Below are 18,336 nucleotides of genomic sequence, written 5' to 3' on the forward strand. Positions count from 1 at the left end.
CAAACGGGCCCGTGCCATTGATTGGCACGGGCCCGTTTCTTTTTGGTCTCGTACTGCTTGGTCTCGTACTGCTTGGTCTCGTACTGCCGAAGCAGGATGAGCCGATGACCGGCTCGGCAACACCGAGCCGGTCAGTCGATCACGACGCCTGGTAGAGCTTGTTCAGCGCGGCGTTGAGCGTCTTGCTGGGACGCATGGCTTCGCTGACCAGTTCGCCGTTGGGGTGGAAGTAGCCCTTGATGTCCACCGGCTTGCCTTGCACGGCATTGAGCTCGTCGACGATCGTCTTCTCGTTGTCGCCGAGCGTCCTGGCGATCTCTTCGAACAGCGACTTCAGCTCGCTGTCCTCGGTCTGCGCGGCCAGTTCCTTCGCCCAGTAGAGCGCCAGGTAGAAGTGGCTGCCGCGGTTGTCGAGCTCGCCGACCTTGCGCTTGGGCGACTTGTCGCTGTCGAGGAATTCGCCGTTGGCGCGGTCCAGCGTGGCTGACAGGATCTTGGCGCGAGCGTTGTCGAAGGTGCTGCCGAGATGCTCGAGCGAGGCCGCCAGCGCCAGGAATTCACCCAGCGAGTCCCAGCGCAGGTGGTTCTCTTCCAGGAACTGCTGGACGTGCTTGGGCGCGGAGCCGCCGGCACCGGTCTCGAACAGGCCGCCGCCGTTCATCAGCGGCACGATGGAGAGCATCTTGGCGCTGGTGCCGAGTTCCATGATCGGGAACAGGTCGGTCAGGTAGTCGCGCAGCACGTTGCCGGTCACCGAGATGGTGTCCTCGCCCTTGCGGATACGCTCCAGCGAGACCTTCATGGCCTCGACCGGCGCCAGGATGCGGATGTCCAGGCCGCTGGTATCGTGATCCTTGAGGTAGGTCTCGACCTTCTCGATCAGCTTGGCATCATGGGCGCGGTTGGCGTCGAGCCAGAAGATCGCCGGTGCGCCGCTTTCGCGGGCACGGCTGACGGCCAGCTTGACCCAGTCCTTGATCGGCGCGTCCTTGGTCTGGCACATGCGCCAGATGTCGCCGGCTTCGACGTCATGGCTGAACAGCGTCTGGCCGTTTTCGTCGATGACGACGACGGTGCCGTCTGCCGGGATCTGGAACGTCTTGTCGTGGGAACCGTACTCTTCGGCCTTCTGTGCCATCAGGCCGACGTTGGGGACGCTACCCATGGTGGTCGGGTCGAAGGCGCCGTTCTTCCTGCAGTCCTCGATCACCGTCTGGTAGATCGTGGCGTAGCAACGGTCCGGGATCACTGCCTTAGCGTCATGCAGCTGGTCGTCGGCGCCCCACATCTTGCCGGAGTCGCGAATCATCGCCGGCATGGAAGCGTCGATGATCACATCAGAGGGCACGTGCAGGTTGGTGATGCCCTTGTGGGAGTTGACCATCGCCATCGGCGGGCGCTCTTTGTAAAGCGCTTCGATGTCGCTCTTGATCGGATCGCTTTGCTCGCTCGGCAGCGACTCGATGGCGCTGTAGAGATCGCCGATACCGCTGTTGGGATTGAAGCCCGCGAGCTTGAGCGCGTCGGCGTGCTTCTCGAGCACGTCCTTGTAGAACTCTTCGACCACGATGCCGAACATGATCGGATCGGAGACCTTCATCATGGTCGCCTTCAGATGCAGCGAGAACAGCACGTTGCGCTTCTTGGCGTCCTTGATTTCACTGTCGATGAAATTGCGCAGGCGGCGGCTGCTCATGCATGCAGCATCGACGACTTCGCTTTCCTTGACGGCGAGGCCTTCTTTCAGCGTGATATGGGTGCCGTCTTTCTGTTGCAGCTCGATCTTGAGCTTGCCGGCCTTGGCGATCACGGCGGACTGCTCGCTACCGTAGAAGTCGCCTTCGTTCATGTGGGCGACGTGAGACTGCGACTCGCTGCTCCACTCGCCCATGCGGTGCGGGTACTTGCGGGCATAGTTCTTGACCGATTTCGGCGCGCGACGGTCGGAGTTGCCTTCACGCAGCACCGGGTTGACCGCGCTGCCCTTGGCCTTGTCGTAGCTGGCCTTGATCGCTTTCTCTTCGTCGTTCTTCGGCTCGTCCGGGTAGTCCGGCAGCGGATAGCCCTGGCTCTGCAGTTCCTTGATCGTGGCCTTGAGCTGGGGGCCGGAGGCGCTGATGTTGGGCAGCTTGATGATGTTGGCTTCCGGCGTGGTGGCCAGCTGGCCGAGCTCGGCCAGATCGTCGCTGACGCGCTGCTCGTCGCTGAGCAGGTTCGGGAACTGCGCGAGCACCCGCGCGGCCAGGGAAATATCACGAGTCTCGACTGTGATGCCGGCAGTACCGGTGAAGGCTTCGATGATCGGCAGCAGAGAGTAGGTGGCCAGGGCAGGCGCTTCGTCAGTCAGGGTGTAGATGATCTTCGGCGTATTGGACATGTCTATTCGTTAACCTCTCTTTGGCAATGGCACGAAGTGTCGAGCGCTTACGGAAACGCGAATGCGCGTCGCGCCACCTGTGCGGACCGGTAGGACGATTCGATCCGTGGAGCGCGATGCACCACGATGGCGGCCTTCGAGACCCTGGTGAAGGCTGCCATCGCGATCTGAACTCGGTCGCGGCATCGACGATCGAAAGTTGTCGACAACCTGCGGTCGCGCCAGAGTATACCAGCGCCACGTGACCAACGCATTCACGCGGCGCTGCGCGGCGCGTTCCGTTCAGGGGAAGGAGACGATTTCCACCCAGTTGGTCTTGTTGCCGGTCGGCGCGTCGCTGACATGAACCAGTTCGCCGCTGGTCGGCTCGATGCGGTAGAGCGCCAGGTGATCGCTCAATTCCCCGGCAGCCACCAGATAGCGGCCGTTGGGGTCGATCTCGAAGCCGCGAGGCTGCTTGACGGTGGGCTGGTTGCCGACGAAATGCAGCTCGCCGGAATCCGGGTTGGCCCGCAGCGTGCTCAGCGTGCTGCTGGTGCGCTCGGAAAGGTACAGGTGACGGCCGTCCGGGGTGATGTGCAGGTCGGCCGCCCAGATGCGAGGCGTCTCGTCGCCGGCGGGGATCTCTTCCTGAGGCATGCCCGGCGCCAGGTTCATTCCTTCGGGGAGCCCTTCGCAGACGGCGATCTGCGTCAGGGTTCCGTTCTGCGCGTCGAGTTCGAAAGTCGTGACGGTAGCGCTGAATTCCCCCAGGACATAGACGAACCGACCGCTGGGCGAGAACACGAAATGACGCGGGCCGGTGCCATCGGCCGTCCTGGCCGCGGGCGGGTCATTGGGGACGAGGGCGCCATCGGCGAAATGGAACTGGGCCAGCCGGTCGTCGCCCAGGTTGGTGGCGAAGACATGGCGATTGTCCGGCGTGGCCAGGATCGCATGGGCGCGGCTGCCGGTCTCCAATGTCTGCATGGCATCGCCGGCGACACCGTTGTCATCGATGGGGCTGACGCTGACCAGATTGCCGCCGTAGGAGGCTGCCAGCAGGTAACGTCCGGAGCGATCGGTCGCGATATAGGCCATGCTGCCATAGAGCGCGCCGCTGCCGAGCGGGGTCAATGCGCCGGTGCCCGCTTCGATGCGATAGCTCAGCACGCGCAGCGGATCGCTGCGGATGGCGGCATAGAGCGTCTGCTTGTCGGGGCTGATGGCCAACGGCATGACGTTTTCGGCCGCTTCTGTCGTGGCCAGCGGGATCAGCCGTTCGGTCTGGCGATCCAGGCGATAGCTGCCGATGGTGCCGTCGCCTGCATTGGCGGCGTAGACGACGGTATCGATAGCAGGTTCGGCTGGGTTCATGGCGCTTTCCTTATCTTTATGAACAGAGCTTGATGGACAAACCTTCCTTTTAGCATCGCCGACGTGCCGGCGTCGATTGCCGATAAGTCGTGCCCGCCGTTGCCGTTGCCGTCGCCGTTGCCGTCAGCGCTTCGCCTCGAGCCGGCTCTGCAGCAGATTGAGGATCGCGCGCTCGTCCGGCCCGGTCAGCTCGTCGTCCTTTTCCAGTTCGGTTTCCACCAGCTTGCGGAAATGATCCAGCGTGCGTCCGTCGAGATAGCACTCCACGACACGTGGATCGATGTAGCTCGCCTTGGCGATGCTCGGCGTGTTGCCCAGCGTCCTGGCGACCCGCTCGACGGCTTGGCGAACGTTCTTCTGGCTGGCCTTGTCGTTCTCGCCCGGGCCGACCTCCTCCAGCGCCAACGCAGCGATCGAGGTGCCGGCCCAGGTACGAAAATCCTTGGCACTGAAGCGTTCGCCCATGACCTCATGGATGTAGTCGTTGAGATCATGACTGTCGACCCGGACTTTGTGCCCGTCGTCGTCGAAGTACTTGAAGATCTCGTAGCCGGGAATGTCGTCGAGCTCGGCGACGATCTTCGCCAGACGCTCGTCTTCCACCACGCGGTGCTGCTGCTGCCCGCTCTTGCCCTTATAGTCGAAGATCAGCTCGTCACCGTCGATGGTCAGGTGTTTCGAGCGCATGGTGGTCAGGCCGTAGGAGTGGTTCTCCTCGCGATAGCGCTCGCTGCCGGGGCGAAAATAGGCGCCATCTATCAGTCGCACCATGCAGGCGAGCACTTTCTCCCGCGGCATGCCGTCGAGCGCGAGGTGCTGGCCGGTCGTACGGCGCATGGGCGTGAGACGCTGCGCGAATTCGATCATCCGATCGAACTTGAGCACTTCGCGCTTCTCGCGCCATTCGGCATTGTAGATGTACTGCTTGCGACCGGCCGCGTCGCGACCGGTGGCATGGATGTGGTGGCGCTTGTCGAGCACGATCTCGACGTCACGCCAGGCCGGTGGAATCGCCAGCGAGCCGATCCAGTCGCGCCAGGCCTTGTCGGTCATCGTCTTGCCGTTCTGCAGGCGATAGGTGAAGCCCTTGCCGCAGCGATGACGGGTCGCCCGCCGAGGGGAGGTCGTGGTCATGGCAAGCTCCTTTTGCCGAAACCGGTCGATGTCGTTCGCCGTCAGTGGCGGAACAGGTTCGAGATCAGAATAGACCAGCCTCGGCAAAAGGGTCGCCATTGCCCCGTTTGAAGTAGACTTGACGTGATTCGGTTCGTGTACAGGAGGCGAGATGACAGGGCGATTTCAATGGATGTGGCAGCGGATGCATCGTTCGCTGTGGTATCGCGCATCACTCTATTCGCTCGCGGGTGTCGTCACGGCTTTGATCGCCTGGATCGCCACGCCCTGGCTGGAGGTACCTGCGGTGGTCAGCGTCGGGTCGAGTGCGGTGGACAGCATCCTCAATATCATTGCCTCGAGCATGCTGGCGGTGACGACCTTCTCGTTGAGCGCCATGGTCACTTCCTACGGTTCGGCGACCAGCAATGTCAGCCCGCGGGCGACGCTTTTGCTGATCGAGGATCGGGTCACGCAGAACACCCTGGCGACCTTCATCGGCGCCTTTCTGTTCAGCCTGGTCGGCATCGTCGCGCTGGCGGCCGGCATCTACGACGAAGATGGCCGTACGCTCCTGTTCGCTGCCACTCTCGTGGTCATCGTGCTGGTGGTCTATCAGCTCATTAAGTGGGCCGGCTATCTCACCCGCCTGGGGCGGGTCCGCGACACCATCGGCAAGATAGAAAACGCTGCCCGTGGCGCGTTCGAGAGGCGCATGGAAAACCCTTATCTGGGCGGCCAGGCGATGCCGGCGACCCTGCCACCGGATCTGGTGCCGGTGCGGGCGGGCAAGGTGGGTTACATCCAGCACATCGATATGCCGCTGCTCGATTCGCTGGCGGAGGATGCGGCGGAGTCGATCTATGTCCAGGCGCTGCCGGGCACCTTCGTCGATACCCAGGCGGTGCTGGCCTTGACGCCAAAGCTGGGCGACGAGCGTGCCGAGAAGATCACGAGCGCCTTCACCGTCGGGCCGGCGCGACGCTTCGAGCAGGATCCGCGGTTTGGCCTTATCGTGCTGTCGGAGGTGGCTTCCCGCGCGCTCTCACCGGGAATCAACGATCCCGGCACGGCGATCGATGTCATCGGCTGCGGGGTGAGAGTGTTCACCCCCTGGCTGCAGCACGCCGCCGGCAGCATCGAAGAGAAGCCTCGGCCAGTGCGTCATGTTTACGTCGAGGCGCTCGATAGCGCGGATCTGTTCGACGACTTTTTCACTCCCATCGCTCGCGATGGTGCCAGTACGGTCGAGATCGGCATTCGTCTGCAGAAGGCGCTGAAAGCCCTGGCCGCGGTGGGCGACGACCACATCAAGCGTATTGCCCGCGAACACATGACGCTGGTGATCAAGCGATTCGATCAGGGGCTTGTGCTCGAGGAGGATCGGCAGCGCGTCAGAGAAATCGAGGCATCGGCTGTATCGGCGCTCGGGCCTGACCGGTAAGCAGGATATATCGTCCGGCATTTCAAGGGCGCGAAGGCGTCAATCTGTTCTGAAAACGACATCGAACTGTCTAATAGCGTTGTGTCTGTCGCGGAGAGATAAAAACGCATGCGTCCCGACTTCACAGGGCTTACAGTCGAAGCGAGACCGAAAAGGCTTCAGAAAAGCCGCTCGAGGTCTTCGTCGTGGTCGCTCGCCACCGCGTGCCTCGCCACGTACCGAGACTGACAGGCGCCAGGGAACCGCAATAACAATAACCACCGATACATCCTTGGAGGAGACGTGAAATGGCAACCCATCCCTCTCGAGGCGCCGCCCCCAAAGGTGCTGTGCCGGAGCCCCAGACACTTGGCTTCCTGCTGCTGGAAGATTTCACCCTGATCTCGCTGGCATCGGCCATCGAGCCGTTGCGCATGGCCAATCAGCTCGCTGGTCGCGAACTGTACCGCTGGTACGTGATGACCATGGACGGGGCACCCGTGCGGGCGAGCGACGGTATGCAGGTGACGCCGGATGCCAGCGCTCACTCACCGCTGAGGCTCGACTGGCTGGTGGTCTGCGGTGGTGTTGCGCCGCAGCGCTCGGTGACGCCGGCGCTGCTGACCTGGCTGCAGGGCCGCCAGCGCCAGCTGCGCCGGGTCGGCTCGGTGTGTACCGGCAGCTGGGCCCTGGCCCAGGCCGGTCTGTTGAACGGTTATGACGCCAGCATCCATTGGGAGTGCCTGGCCGCGATCCAGGAAGCATACCCGCGCACGGCCTGGAGCACGCGGCTGTTCTCGATCGATCGCGATCGCTTCACGGCTTCCGGCGGCACTGCGCCGCTGGACATGATGCTCAACATGATCGGGCGCGACCATGGCCGGGAGCTGTCGGCGGCCATCTCCGAAATGTTCATCTACGAGCGGGTTCGTGGCGAGGAGGATCAGCAGCGGGTGCCGCTCAAGCATGTGCTGGGCACCACGCAGCCGAAACTTCTCGAGATCGTGGCGTTGATGGAAGCCAATATCGAGGAGCCGATCGAACTCGACGAACTGGCAAGCTATGTCGATGTCTCCCGGCGCCAGCTGGAACGGCTGTTCCAACGCCACCTGCACTGCTCGCCCTCGCGCTATTATCTCAAACTGCGGCTGACGCGAGCCCGGCAGCTGCTCAAGCAGACGCCGCTGCCGATCATCGAGATCGCCTCCGCCTGCGGCTTCGTCTCCACGCCGCATTTCTCGAAGTGCTACCGGGAATTCTTCGGTACGCCGCCGCGAGAGGATCGCGGCGAGACGTTGAAGATTCGTCGCCTCGAACCTGCCGTGATGCCGCTGATGGATAACGACCCACTGATGCAGTCCAGTAGCGCGACGGTTGCGTTAAGTCATGCCCGGGGGGAGCCAACCTACGCCAGCGTAGCGCTGGGGTGACGGGCTTCCTGCAGCTCTGCGGCACGAACGGCGCATCCGTCGGGAGAGTCTTGCCGGCCGTGTCGGATGCGGCCGCGCTTTCTCCCCACCGGCCTTCTGCTGACTTGCGTCACTCGATCTGTGGTGTGGCCGGTATCCTCTCGCTCCCGTATTTCCGCCTGTTTCCACACCTTCTTTCTTGACCGCGACATCAGGCGCGCGTTTCTGCTTCTAACCTTTCCTACCTTTCCTGGCCGGTCATGGCGCGGACGTCCCAGACTGGCCAGCGACGATTCGACGCGGGCAAAAAACGTGATCCAGCGTAGTATGAAAAAAATGGTCAAGATATATTAATGAATGTAATTTTCCTGGTTTTGGCCGTTTCCACGAGGAAGGGATCGAGTCGACCCATGCCCCAGGATTCCGCCAAACCAGGCGCCCGGTAGCCAATTGCCGTCCGCGCATCGGCCCGATGTCGTTCCCGGTGACGGGAAGCCTGCCACTGACGTTCAACGACCGCAAAGGAGCCATTGATGAATCCCTCGACGCTGATAGGCATTTTCGCCAGCATCTTGCTGCTGATCTGCGTCCTGTTCTTCACTGCCGAATCGCCCGAAAGCTTCATCAATTTGCCGGGGCTGGCGCTGGTGATCACCGGCACTTTCGCGGCCACCTTCATCAGCTATCCGCTGAAGGAGGTCTTGCGGGTGGTGCGTCTGGTCGGCGTGGTATTCAAGCGTGAAGACACCCATGTGCGTGCCGATATCGATGAACTCGTCAGTCTTTCCAGGCTGTGGACCCAGGGCAACGTGCGCGGGGTCGAAAACCAGCTCGAGTACGTGCGCAACCCGTTCCTCCGCTCGGGTATTCAACTGCTCATCGCCAATACCCGGGAGGATGAGATATTCGACGTGCTGCAATGGCGTATCACCCGGCTCAAGGCGCGAGAGCAGGCGGATGCGCAGATCTTTCGCACCATGGCAACGTATGCGCCGGCGTTCGGCATGATCGGGACCCTGGTCGGGCTGGTGAACATGCTGGAAGTGGTCGACGCCGGGCAGCTCGACATCATTGGCCCGCGCATGGCCGTGGCCCTGTTGACGACCTTCTACGGCATTCTGATGGCCAACCTGGTGTTCAAGCCGATCGCGGTGAAGCTCGAACGCCGCACGGAAGAGCGGTTGATCACCATGAACATGGTGCTGGAGGGGATCTCGCTGATGAGCAAGCGCCGCCTACCGTCATTCATCGAAGAGACTCTCAACTCCTTCATTGCCAACTACCACGACGAGCTGAGCGATCGCAACGTGAAGCCGCGCCCCGTCTCGGCACAGGAGGAGTAGCCTCATGCAGAACCGTGCAATGCAGCAGCTGCTGGCGCCACCGAGCACGGCCGGAGGAGAGGAAGAGGGCTGGCTGACCAGCTATCTGGACGTGCTGACGCTGCTGCTGACCCTGTTTGTCCTGCTGCTGGCGATTATTCCCAGGGGGCAGGGAGAGGACGTTACGGCAACCGAGGTTGCCGCCTCGGCGGCGAGTGCGGGCACCGGTATTCAGCCACAACACGAGGGATTGAACCCTCGCCTTGCCAATCTCGATATTCCCGGCGTTCACGTCATTCAGGGACAGCGGGGCGTTACCCTGCGCATCGATGACAACCTGCTCTTTCCTAGCGGGCGGGCGACGCTGATCGACCAGGGCCGAACGACGATCGCCAGCCTGATCGGCGAGCTGAAGGCGTTCGACGGCGAGATTTCCGTCGAAGGGCATACCGACGACGTGCCGATTGCGACGCCGCAATTCCCTTCCAACTGGGATCTGTCGGCAGCGCGGGCGATCGCTGTGGTGCGTTACCTGGTGGGGCAGGGCGTCGATGCCTCGCGCCTGCGTGCGATCGGTTACGGCGATACGCGTCCGGCGGCCAGTAACGCGACGGCGGCGGGGCGAGCCTCCAATCGCCGGGTCGATATTCTGCTGACCGCATCGACGTCGCCATGATCTCCGGGCATGACTCGGCCAAGGCAGCGATAGAAAAATGACGATAGGACAATATCGATAGACGGTGGCGATAGAACGATATCGATAGAACGATGGCAATGACCAGCAACAGGCGCTTCCCTCGCCTCGATGGGCGAGGTTTCCGGAGCGATTGCTCATTTGATCATTAAGCATGGTTATAGCGTGACGAGACATTCCCCAGAAGAGATGGCCCATGAACCCAGCATCGCGGAACTGGCCAGTGGCGGGCTGCTGACCTGTGACGTATCGGCAACCCTTGGCGATGCCATTCAGCGCATGCATGCCGCCAGGGCGAGCTGTGTATTGGTGACGCAGGACGATGATATCTGCGGCATCTGGAGCGAAGGCGACGTCCGCCGTCTCGACTTTTCCGATCCCGACCTGCTCGACGCGCCGATCGCGCAATCGATGAGCAGCCCGGTGGTACGTATCGCCCACGGTGCCGGCCTCGACGAAGCCGCCCTGCTGATGAAGCGGCGGTGCCTTCGCCGCCTGCTGGTAGAAGATGACGAGGGGCATCCGCTGGGCATCGTCACCCAGTCGGATATCGTGCTCGGCCAGCGCGTCGAGCATTACCTGACGATGCGCGACATCGGCTCGATCGTCATCCATCCGCCGCTGGTACTGGCGGCGTCGCTGCCTCTGGATGCCGCCATCGCGCGAATGCGCGAGGCGAACGTCGACGCGACGGTGATCGACTACGGTAACGGCGCGCTGGGTATTTTCACCGAGCGTGACATGGTGACGCTGCTGGCCGAAAGACGTCTGGGCTGTTGCCTGGGCGAGGCCGGGAATCCGACCCTGCTGACCAGACCGCGAAGCATGGCGCTGATGCATGCCGTGGAGCTTTTGCGAAAGAAGGCCTTTCGCCATCTCGGTGTGCTCGATGAACAGGGTGAGCTGTGCGGGCTGTTGTCGTTCGGCGACATCATGGCCGGTCTCGAATACGAAGTCGTGCTGCAACTCAAGGAGACACTGAAGGTGCGCGATCATGCGCTGCGTGCCTCCTCTGAGCATCTTCGCCTCGCTCAGCGGGTCATCAACGCCTCGATGGATGGCATCATGATGACCGATGCCCATGGTGTCATCCAGTCGGTCAATCCCAGTTTCACCGTACTGACCGGCTACAGCGCCGAGGAGGCTGTCGGCAATCGCCCCAGCATGCTGAGTTCCGGGCGCCAGACACCGGAATTCTACCGCAACATGTGGAGTACCCTGCTGGAGCAGGACTATTGGCAGGGCGAGATCTGGAACCGGCGCAAGAACGGCGACATCTATCCCGAGTGGCTCACTATCACTGCGATTCGAGACGATGAGGGCCAGATTCTGCAGTTTGCTGCCATATTCAGCGATATTTCCGACCGCAAGCGCCGGGAGGCGCAGATTCACCGGCTGGCCTATTTCGACGACCTGACCGGTCTGGCCAATCGGCGGCTGTTTCTGGATCGTCTCGAGCAGGCGCGCGCCAACGCCCATCGCCACGGCCATCGCATGGCGGTGATGTTTCTCGATCTCGATCTGTTCAAGCGCATCAACGATACCCTGGGGCATCACGCCGGGGATCAGGTGCTGTCCACCATCGCCAGGCGCCTCCAGGCCACGGTCGGCGAGGGTGAGTCGGTGGCACGACTCGGCGGCGACGAATTCACCATATTGATCCATGAGGTGGAAAGTCTCGACGGGCTCGAATCGCTGTCGGCAAGGTTGATCGAGAGCATCGGTCGTCCGTTCGAAGTGCTTGGCCATCTGCTCAACGTGTCGACCAGTATCGGCATCAGCGTCTACCCCGAAGACGGCCAGAACGGCGAAATGCTGCTCAAATACGCCGATACCGCGATGTATCGCGCCAAGGAAGCGGGCCGCAACCAGTGGTGCTTCTACCAATCGCATATGGGCCAGAAAGACCATCAGGCACTGACGCTGGAACAGAGCCTGCGCCGGGCGCTCGACAACGATGCGCTGGAGGTGGTCTATCAGCCCCAGGCGGCGCTGGAAGACAAGCGCCTGGTCGGCTTCGAAGCGCTGCTGCGCTGGAACGACCCTGAACTGGGCGTCGTGTCACCGCAGCAGTTCATTCCGCTGGCCGAGAAGCTCGGCATGATCGATCGTATCGGCCGCTGGGTATTGGAGCGGGTCTGCGCCCAGTTGCACGCCTGGCGGCATTTGCCGCGCGTGCCGGTAGCGGTCAACGTCTCGGCGCTGCAGCTCAGCGATCGCCGCTTCGTCGATGACGTCGAAAAGTGTCTGGAGCGTTATGCGCTGTCGCCCGAACTGATCGAGCTGGAACTGACCGAGAGCGCCTTGCTGCCGAATGCCGAGACGACACATCGGATGTTGCAGCGTCTGCGGGATCGCGGCATTCGCCTGCTGATCGATGATTTCGGCACCGGCTATTCGTCACTGTCCTATCTGCGCCGATTGCCAGTCAGTGCACTCAAGATCGATGCAAGCTTCGTCCGGGAGCTACCTGACAGCTACGAAGACGGCGAACTCATCGGCGCGATCCTCGCCATGGCCAACGCGCTGGGGCTAGACGTGATCGCTGAAGGGGCGGAAACCGATGCCCAGGCCGATTTCCTGCGCGCGCAGGGCTGCAAGATCGTTCAGGGCTACTGGCTGTCGCGGCCGCTGGATGTGGCTGCCGCCGGCGAATGGCTGGATCGCCTTCCTGCCGACGATGTCTCGCCATAGGTGTCGCATCACGATATCGGCGATCGTGGCGCGCCGTGACCACCGGCGCGTCCTTGCATGAAACGGGCAACAGCCCCTGAGGCATGAAACGGCAACAGCCCCTGAGGGGGTGGTTCACATTAGTGAGCGCGCCACAATCACCACCACCCCGAAAGTCAGTACACCACCCATCACCGGCCAGCCGAGCGAGCGGGTTCGCCACCAGATCGCCAGTGTCACTCCCAAGCCGATGAGGGTCGCCAGCCAACCGGCGGCATCCGCCGTACGTGGCACCAGCGATACGCCGAGTACCGCGGCGATCATCATCGGCCCCAGGATCACCAGCCATTTGGGTAGGGCATCGACGGGGCCATTCTCGCCGCTGCGCGTCAGTCGCCGTTGCATCCAGAGCAGCGGCAGCAGCCGGATCAGATAGGTACCGACTGCGGCAATGAGCATGCCGATCCAGAGTTCGAGGCTCATGATGGACGCCTTTCTTTAGTCGTTCCCTTGTCCGTTCCGAGCGTTTCCGGCAGACGGACCATGTAGAAACAGAGCGCACCGCAGGCGGCGGCCAGCGGGATGCCGATATTGGTCAACCCGACCAGCGTGCAGACGAGCGCCGCGGCGACGCTGACACTCAATGCGGCAGCCCAGCGGCGCGAGGTGAATCGCGGCACGATCAACACCAGAAACAGTGCCGGGAGCGCGAAAGGCATGACCTCGCCGAGCAACGGCCAGCGGCTGGTAAGCCACTCTCCGGCGACCGCGCCCAGCAGAGAGCCGGCGATCCAACTGAGCCAGGCCAGCATCGCGGCACCGAAGAACCAGCCGACACGCTGGGATTCCGACAACTGCGGCAGCCGGCTATGGGCGAGGGCGAAGATCTGATCGGTCAGTCCATGCATCAGCCACGGCCACCAGCGGCTCTTGGGTAGCCAGGGTGCGATGTTGGGCGCGTAGACGACGTGACGCACATTGATCAGCAGGGTCATCGCCACGGTCAGCCACAGCGGAGAGCCGCTGGCAATCATGCCGACGAACAGGAACTGCGAGGCGCCGGCATAGATCAGCGCCGAGATCGCCAGCGTTTCCGCGGTGCTGAATCCGGCCTGTGCGGAAATTAGGCCAAACGAGATCGCCACCGGGATATAACCGCCCAGCAGCGGAATCGCCTCGCTAACGCCTATCGGCCAGCCACTGGATTGACGTGTTGCTCCGGTCTCAGGCATTCGTTTCGGCCTCTCTGGCATACACGATGGTCACCAGCAGCGTCGCGGCCATGTCGCTGGTGCGATAGTCATGGGGTTGATCGGCGCTGAAAGTAAAAATATCGCCGGCGGCGAGAGGCTTTGTCTCTCCCGCTGGGCCTGCCTCGAGTCTGCCCCCGATCACCTGGATGGTTTCGCGTGTGCCCCTGGCGTGCGATTCGGCGCGGCGCAACGTATCGGGCGCACAGCGCATCAGGTAGGCGTCGACGGCAGGATCGCCTTGGCTCTGCTCGATCAGGCGCAGCGTGATGCCGTTGTCATCCATGGCGGTGGCCATGGGAGCCACCAAGGTGCCGAATGGCACGGCAAGTTCCCGCGCCAACCGCCATAGCGTATCGATTGTCGGGTTACCGTCTCCCTGTTCGAGGCGTGACAGATTCGACTTGGCGATACCGGCTTGGGTGGCCAGCTGCGTCAACGACAGTCCGTTGGACTGACGCAGCGTCTGCAGATGGCGACCCAGCGTCTTGAGCGATATCTCATCCACGATGCATGCCTTTTACAATTGTTCGATATATGGAACGTTCTATATATCGAACGCCCGGCTGTCAATTGCCTTTACGCGATATCGCTCGCCATGGTCGCTGTCGCTCAGAGACATTTTTCGGTGACGCTATTGGAACACTCGGATTCGCTTTCGGTCGGCGGAGCGGTTGGGTGGGGGGATATGCTGCGCGGAACAGTCGCCTTTGAGGCTTCACCGAGAAGTCTCTTCACAATGCCAACACCGAGGGCGCGCAACCGAGGAGGAGTACCGCATGTCGACGTCATCCCTGCACGACGATGCCATCATCATCGACGGTCTGATCATCGCCAAATGGGATCGAGCGCTGTTCGAGGATATGCGCAAGGGCGGTCTCACCGCCGCCAACTGCACGGTTTCGGTGTGGGAGGATTTCGAATCCACCGTCGATAACATCGTCAGCGTGAATCAACTGATGCGCGACAACGCCGAGCTGGTGCGCCCGGTGATGACCACACGTGACATCACGCGTGCCAAGGAGGAGGGCAAGACCGGCATCATTCTCGGCTTCCAGAATGCTTACGCCTTCGAGGACAAGCTGGGTTACATCGAGATATTCAAGAAGCTCGGCGTCGGCATTACCCAGCTCTGCTACAACACCCAGAATCTGGTCGGCACCGGCTGCTACGAACGCGACGGCGGGCTTTCCGGCTACGGCCGCGAGGTGATCGCCGAAATGAATCGGGTCGGCATGATGTGCGATCTCTCCCACGTCGGTTCCAAGACTTCGGAAGAGGTCATACTGGAATCGAAAAAACCGGTCTGCTACTCCCACTGCCTGCCTACCGGACTCAAGGAACATCCGCGCAACAAGCGCGACGATGAACTCAAATTCATCGCCGATCACGGCGGTTTCGTCGGTGTCACCATGTTCACCCCGTTCCTGCGCGCTGGTGTCAATGCCACGGTCGAGGACTACGTCGAAGCGATCGTCTACATCATGAACATCGTCGGCGAAGACGCGATCGGCATCGGCACCGACTTCACCCAGGGCCAGGACGAAGCCTTCTTCGAGTGGCTGACTCACGACAAGGGCTACGCCCGCCGTCTGACCCGCTTCGGCGAGATCATCAATCCCAAAGGCATCCGCACCATCGGCGAGTTCCCCAACCTGACCCAGGCGCTGCTGGATCACGGCCTTTCCGAGCCGGTGGTGCGGAAGATCATGGGGGAGAACTGGGTTCGAGTCTTGAAGGATGTCTGGGGCGAGTAGCAGCGACGAGCTTCGAGCCGCGAGCAGGTTAGTGAGTTTTTGAGTTTGGTGCTCGATAACGCGAAAGCCCAAAGATCTTGCTCGCACCTTCTGTTTTAGCGTCCGAAGCCGACGATTTCTTGCTCGAAGCTCGAAGCTCGAAGCTCGAAGCTCGAAGCTCGAAGCCCGAAGCTCAAAGAACAATTTCCGAGGTAAACGAGATGACTGCAATGGCCCCCGAACTGCCGATCTATGTCGATAGCGAGACCGGTGTCTGGACTACCGATGCGCTGCCGATGCTCTACGTGCCACGGCACTTCTTCATCAACAACCACACTGCCGTCGAGCAGGCACTGGGCGTCGAGGCGTACGCGAAGATTCTCTACGACGCCGGCTACAAGTCGGCCTGGTACTGGTGCGAGAAGGAAGCGGAGCTTCACGGTATCGAGGGCGTGGCGGTGTTCGAGCACTACATGAATCGCCTGTCCCAGCGTGGCTGGGGAAAATTCGTCACCGAAGAGATCGATCTCGACGCGGGCACCGCCAAGATACGTCTGGAGCACTCCTGTTTTGTCTACCAGCTCGGCAAGACCGGCAAGCGCGAAGAGTACATGTTCACCGGCTGGTTCGCCGGCGCCATGGACCAGATTCTCGAGGCCCGCGGCAGCGATATTCGTACCCGCGCGGAGCAGACGCAGAGCGGGGCTGAAGAAGGCCATGACGTGGGCTATTTCGAGGTCACGTCTCTCTAGAAAAGACGTGAAGGCGATAAATAGTTCAGTAAATTCGTGAGTAACGAGATCGACTTGGAAAGCCGGTGAGAAGCCAGCTTTCGAGTCGGTCCATGTGAGGTGATTGCGATGGCATACGAGGCATTGTTCAAGCCGATACAGATCGGCAAGCTGACCATTCGCAATCGCGTGGTCAGTACCGCACACGCCGAGGTCTACGCCACCGACGGCGGCATGACCACCGAGCGTTACGTCAAATACTATGAAGAGAAGTCGAAGGGCGGCGTGGGGCTCGCCATCTGCGGCGGCTCCTCGCCGGTTTCCATCGATAGCCCCCAGCAGTGGTGGAGTTCGGTCAACGTCTCGACCGATCGCATCATTCCGCATTTTCAGAATCTCGCCGATGCGGTGCACAAGCACGGCGGCAAGATCATGATCCAGATCACCCATATGGGACGCCGCTCCCGCTGGGACGGCCACCACTGGTCGACCTTGATGTCGCCTTCCGGTATCCGCGAGCCGGTTCACCGCGCCACCTGCAAGACCATCGAGGAAGAGGAAATCTGGCGGGTGATCTCGGATTTCGCTCAGGGCGCGCGGCGCGTCAAGGAGGGCGGTCTCGACGGCTGCGAACTCTCCGCTGTCCACCAGCATCTGATCGATCAGTTCTGGAGCCCGCGCGTCAACAAGCGCACCGACCAGTGGGGCGGCAGCTTCGAGAACCGCATGCGCTTCGGCATGGAAGTACTCAAGGCGGTGCGCGCCGAGGTCGGCGAGGATTTTTGCGTCGGTATGCGCATCTGCGGCGACGAGTTCCACCCGGACGGCCTCTCCCAGGACGACATGAAGCAGATCGCCGCCTACTACGACGCCACCGGCATGGTCGATTTCTTCGGCGTCGTCGGTTCCGGCTGCGACACTCACGACACGCTGGCCAACGTGATCCCCAACATGTCCTACCCGCCGGAGCCATTCCTGCATCTGGCGGCGGGGATCAAGGAAGTGGTCTCGGTCCCGGTGATCCACGCCCAGAACATCAAGGACCCGACCCAGGCCGAACGGGTGCTCGAGGGCGGCTATGTGGATCTGGTCGGCATGACCCGCGCCCATATCGCCGACCCTCACCTGATCGCCAAGGTCAAGGCCGGCAACGTCGACCGGATTCGTCAGTGCGTCGGCGCCAACTACTGCATTGATCGTCAGTACCAGGGGCTCGATGTGCTCTGCATCCAGAATGCGGCGACCTCGCGGGAGTACATGGGGCTGCCGCACATCATCGAGAAGACCACCGGACCTCTCCGCCGTGTCGTCGTCGTCGGTGGCGGCCCCGGCGGCATGGAAGCGGCACGGGTCGCTGCCGAACGTGGTCACGACGTCACGTTGTTCGAGGCCCAGCCTCAACTGGGCGGGCAGATCACGCTGGCGGCGAAGGCACCACAGCGCGACCAGATCGCCGGCATCACCCGCTGGTACGAAATGGAGCTTGCACGGCTCGGCGTCGATATCCAGTTGGAAACACGCGCCGATGATTCGATGATCCGCGATCGGCAGCCGGACGTGGTGGTCCTCGCCAACGGCGGCCACCCGTTCCTGGAGCAAGTCTCCGAATGGGGCGCGGAGGAAGGGCTGGTGGTCAGCAGCTGGGACATCCTTTCAGGCAAGGTCGAGCCGGGCAAGAACGTGCTGATCTACGACACCATGTGCGAATTCAGCGGCATGTCGACGGCGGATTACTGTGCCAGTCAGGGCGCCACGGTGGAGATCGTCACCGACGACACCAAGCCCGGCGTGGCGATCGGTGGCACCACCTTCCCGACCTACTACCGCAGTCTCTACCAGAACGCCGTGGTGATGACCGGCGACCTGGCTTTGCAAAAGGTCTACCGCGAAGGCGACAAGCTGGTGGCTCTGCTGGAGAACGAATACACCGGCGAGCACGAGGAGCGGGTAGTCGACCAGGTGATCGTCGAAAACGGCGTGCGTCCAGACGAATCGCTCTACTACGCGCTCAAGGAGCGTTCGCGCAATCGCGGCCAGATCGATCTCGAAGCGCTCTACGCCATTCAGCCACAGCCGACGCTTTCCGAAAGTGGCGAATTCGCGCTGTTCCGGCTGGGGGACTGCGTGGCGCCGAGGAATACGTACGCGGCGATCTATGATGCGTTGCGATTACTGAAGGATCTGTGAGCCACGAGCGGAAGAGCTGTAAGCCATCAGCTTCAAGCTGTAAGAAAAATCAAAAGCGAAACCCT

General features: G+C 61.9%; 14 protein-coding genes. 8 read left to right on the forward strand and 6 right to left on the reverse strand.

The annotated features are described in order from the left end of the window. Positions 1 to 139: 139 nt before the first annotated feature. The 3 genes from R5R73_RS06910 to R5R73_RS06920 all read right to left on the reverse strand — a co-directional run bounded on the left by R5R73_RS06910 (position 140) and on the right by R5R73_RS06920 (position 4,867). The gene (locus R5R73_RS06910) at positions 140 to 2,377 is read right to left on the reverse strand and encodes an NADP-dependent isocitrate dehydrogenase (RefSeq protein WP_322529251.1); all 2,238 of its coding nucleotides are present in this window, start codon (positions 2,375 to 2,377) and stop codon (positions 140 to 142) included. 282 nt (positions 2,378 to 2,659) lie between these two features. Further along, complete coding sequence (locus tag R5R73_RS06915) at positions 2,660 to 3,733, reverse strand: lactonase family protein (RefSeq protein WP_322529252.1); 1,074 nt, start codon at positions 3,731 to 3,733, stop codon at positions 2,660 to 2,662. Between the two features lie 123 nt (positions 3,734 to 3,856). Then, a complete protein-coding gene (locus tag R5R73_RS06920) occupies positions 3,857 to 4,867 on the reverse strand; it encodes a DNA topoisomerase IB (protein ID WP_322529253.1) in 1,011 nt (336 codons plus the stop codon). Between the two features lie 151 nt (positions 4,868 to 5,018). On the opposite strand from R5R73_RS06920, the gene R5R73_RS06925 reads away from it, so the two are divergent. From R5R73_RS06925 to R5R73_RS06945, 5 genes are all read left to right on the forward strand, one after another. Next, positions 5,019 to 6,290, forward strand: a complete 1,272-nt coding sequence (locus tag R5R73_RS06925) for a DUF2254 domain-containing protein (RefSeq protein WP_322529254.1) — start codon at positions 5,019 to 5,021, stop codon at positions 6,288 to 6,290. 287 nt (positions 6,291 to 6,577) lie between these two features. After that, positions 6,578 to 7,699: a GlxA family transcriptional regulator gene (locus R5R73_RS06930; RefSeq protein WP_276232520.1), complete on the forward strand. Its 1,122-nt coding sequence runs from the start codon at positions 6,578 to 6,580 to the stop codon at positions 7,697 to 7,699. 512 nt (positions 7,700 to 8,211) lie between these two features. Continuing rightward, the gene (locus R5R73_RS06935; RefSeq protein WP_110637030.1) at positions 8,212 to 9,021 is read left to right on the forward strand and encodes a motility protein A; all 810 of its coding nucleotides are present in this window, start codon (positions 8,212 to 8,214) and stop codon (positions 9,019 to 9,021) included. A 4-nt stretch (positions 9,022 to 9,025) separates the two neighbouring features. Continuing rightward, positions 9,026 to 9,676, forward strand: coding sequence for an OmpA/MotB family protein (locus R5R73_RS06940; protein ID WP_071230290.1), 651 nt, complete (start codon positions 9,026 to 9,028; stop codon positions 9,674 to 9,676). Between the two features lie 183 nt (positions 9,677 to 9,859). After that, positions 9,860 to 12,388: an EAL domain-containing protein gene (locus R5R73_RS06945; protein ID WP_322529255.1), complete on the forward strand. Its 2,529-nt coding sequence runs from the start codon at positions 9,860 to 9,862 to the stop codon at positions 12,386 to 12,388. 114 nt (positions 12,389 to 12,502) lie between these two features. Here R5R73_RS06945 and R5R73_RS06950 read toward each other — a convergent pair whose 3' ends face one another. Genes R5R73_RS06950 through R5R73_RS06960 form a run of 3 tightly spaced genes read right to left on the reverse strand, consistent with a single transcriptional unit; the run spans position 12,503 to position 14,125 of the window. Continuing rightward, a complete protein-coding gene (locus R5R73_RS06950; protein ID WP_110637026.1) occupies positions 12,503 to 12,850 on the reverse strand; it encodes an AzlD domain-containing protein in 348 nt (115 codons plus the stop codon). Next, positions 12,847 to 13,599, reverse strand: coding sequence for an AzlC family ABC transporter permease (locus tag R5R73_RS06955; protein WP_322529256.1), 753 nt, complete (start codon positions 13,597 to 13,599; stop codon positions 12,847 to 12,849). The genes R5R73_RS06950 and R5R73_RS06955 overlap by 4 nt, the downstream gene beginning before the upstream one ends. Further along, on the reverse strand, positions 13,592 to 14,125 hold the full coding sequence (locus R5R73_RS06960; RefSeq protein ID WP_303856542.1) for a helix-turn-helix domain-containing protein: 534 nt from the start codon (positions 14,123 to 14,125) through the stop codon (positions 13,592 to 13,594). The genes R5R73_RS06955 and R5R73_RS06960 overlap by 8 nt, the downstream gene beginning before the upstream one ends. Before the next feature lie 271 nt (positions 14,126 to 14,396). On the opposite strand from R5R73_RS06960, the gene R5R73_RS06965 reads away from it, so the two are divergent. From R5R73_RS06965 to dgcA, 3 genes are all read left to right on the forward strand, one after another. Next, the gene (locus R5R73_RS06965) at positions 14,397 to 15,374 is read left to right on the forward strand and encodes a dipeptidase (RefSeq protein WP_071230294.1); all 978 of its coding nucleotides are present in this window, start codon (positions 14,397 to 14,399) and stop codon (positions 15,372 to 15,374) included. Positions 15,375 to 15,574: 200 nt separating this feature from the next. After that, positions 15,575 to 16,105, forward strand: coding sequence for a DUF5943 domain-containing protein (locus tag R5R73_RS06970; RefSeq protein WP_322529257.1), 531 nt, complete (start codon positions 15,575 to 15,577; stop codon positions 16,103 to 16,105). Between the two features lie 108 nt (positions 16,106 to 16,213). After that, positions 16,214 to 18,271, forward strand: a complete 2,058-nt coding sequence (gene dgcA / locus R5R73_RS06975) for a dimethylglycine demethylation protein DgcA (RefSeq protein ID WP_322529258.1) — start codon at positions 16,214 to 16,216, stop codon at positions 18,269 to 18,271. Positions 18,272 to 18,336: the final 65 nt, after the last annotated feature.

This window comes from Salinicola sp. LHM (assembly GCF_034479735.1).
Lineage (GTDB): Bacteria > Pseudomonadota > Gammaproteobacteria > Pseudomonadales > Halomonadaceae > Salinicola > Salinicola salarius.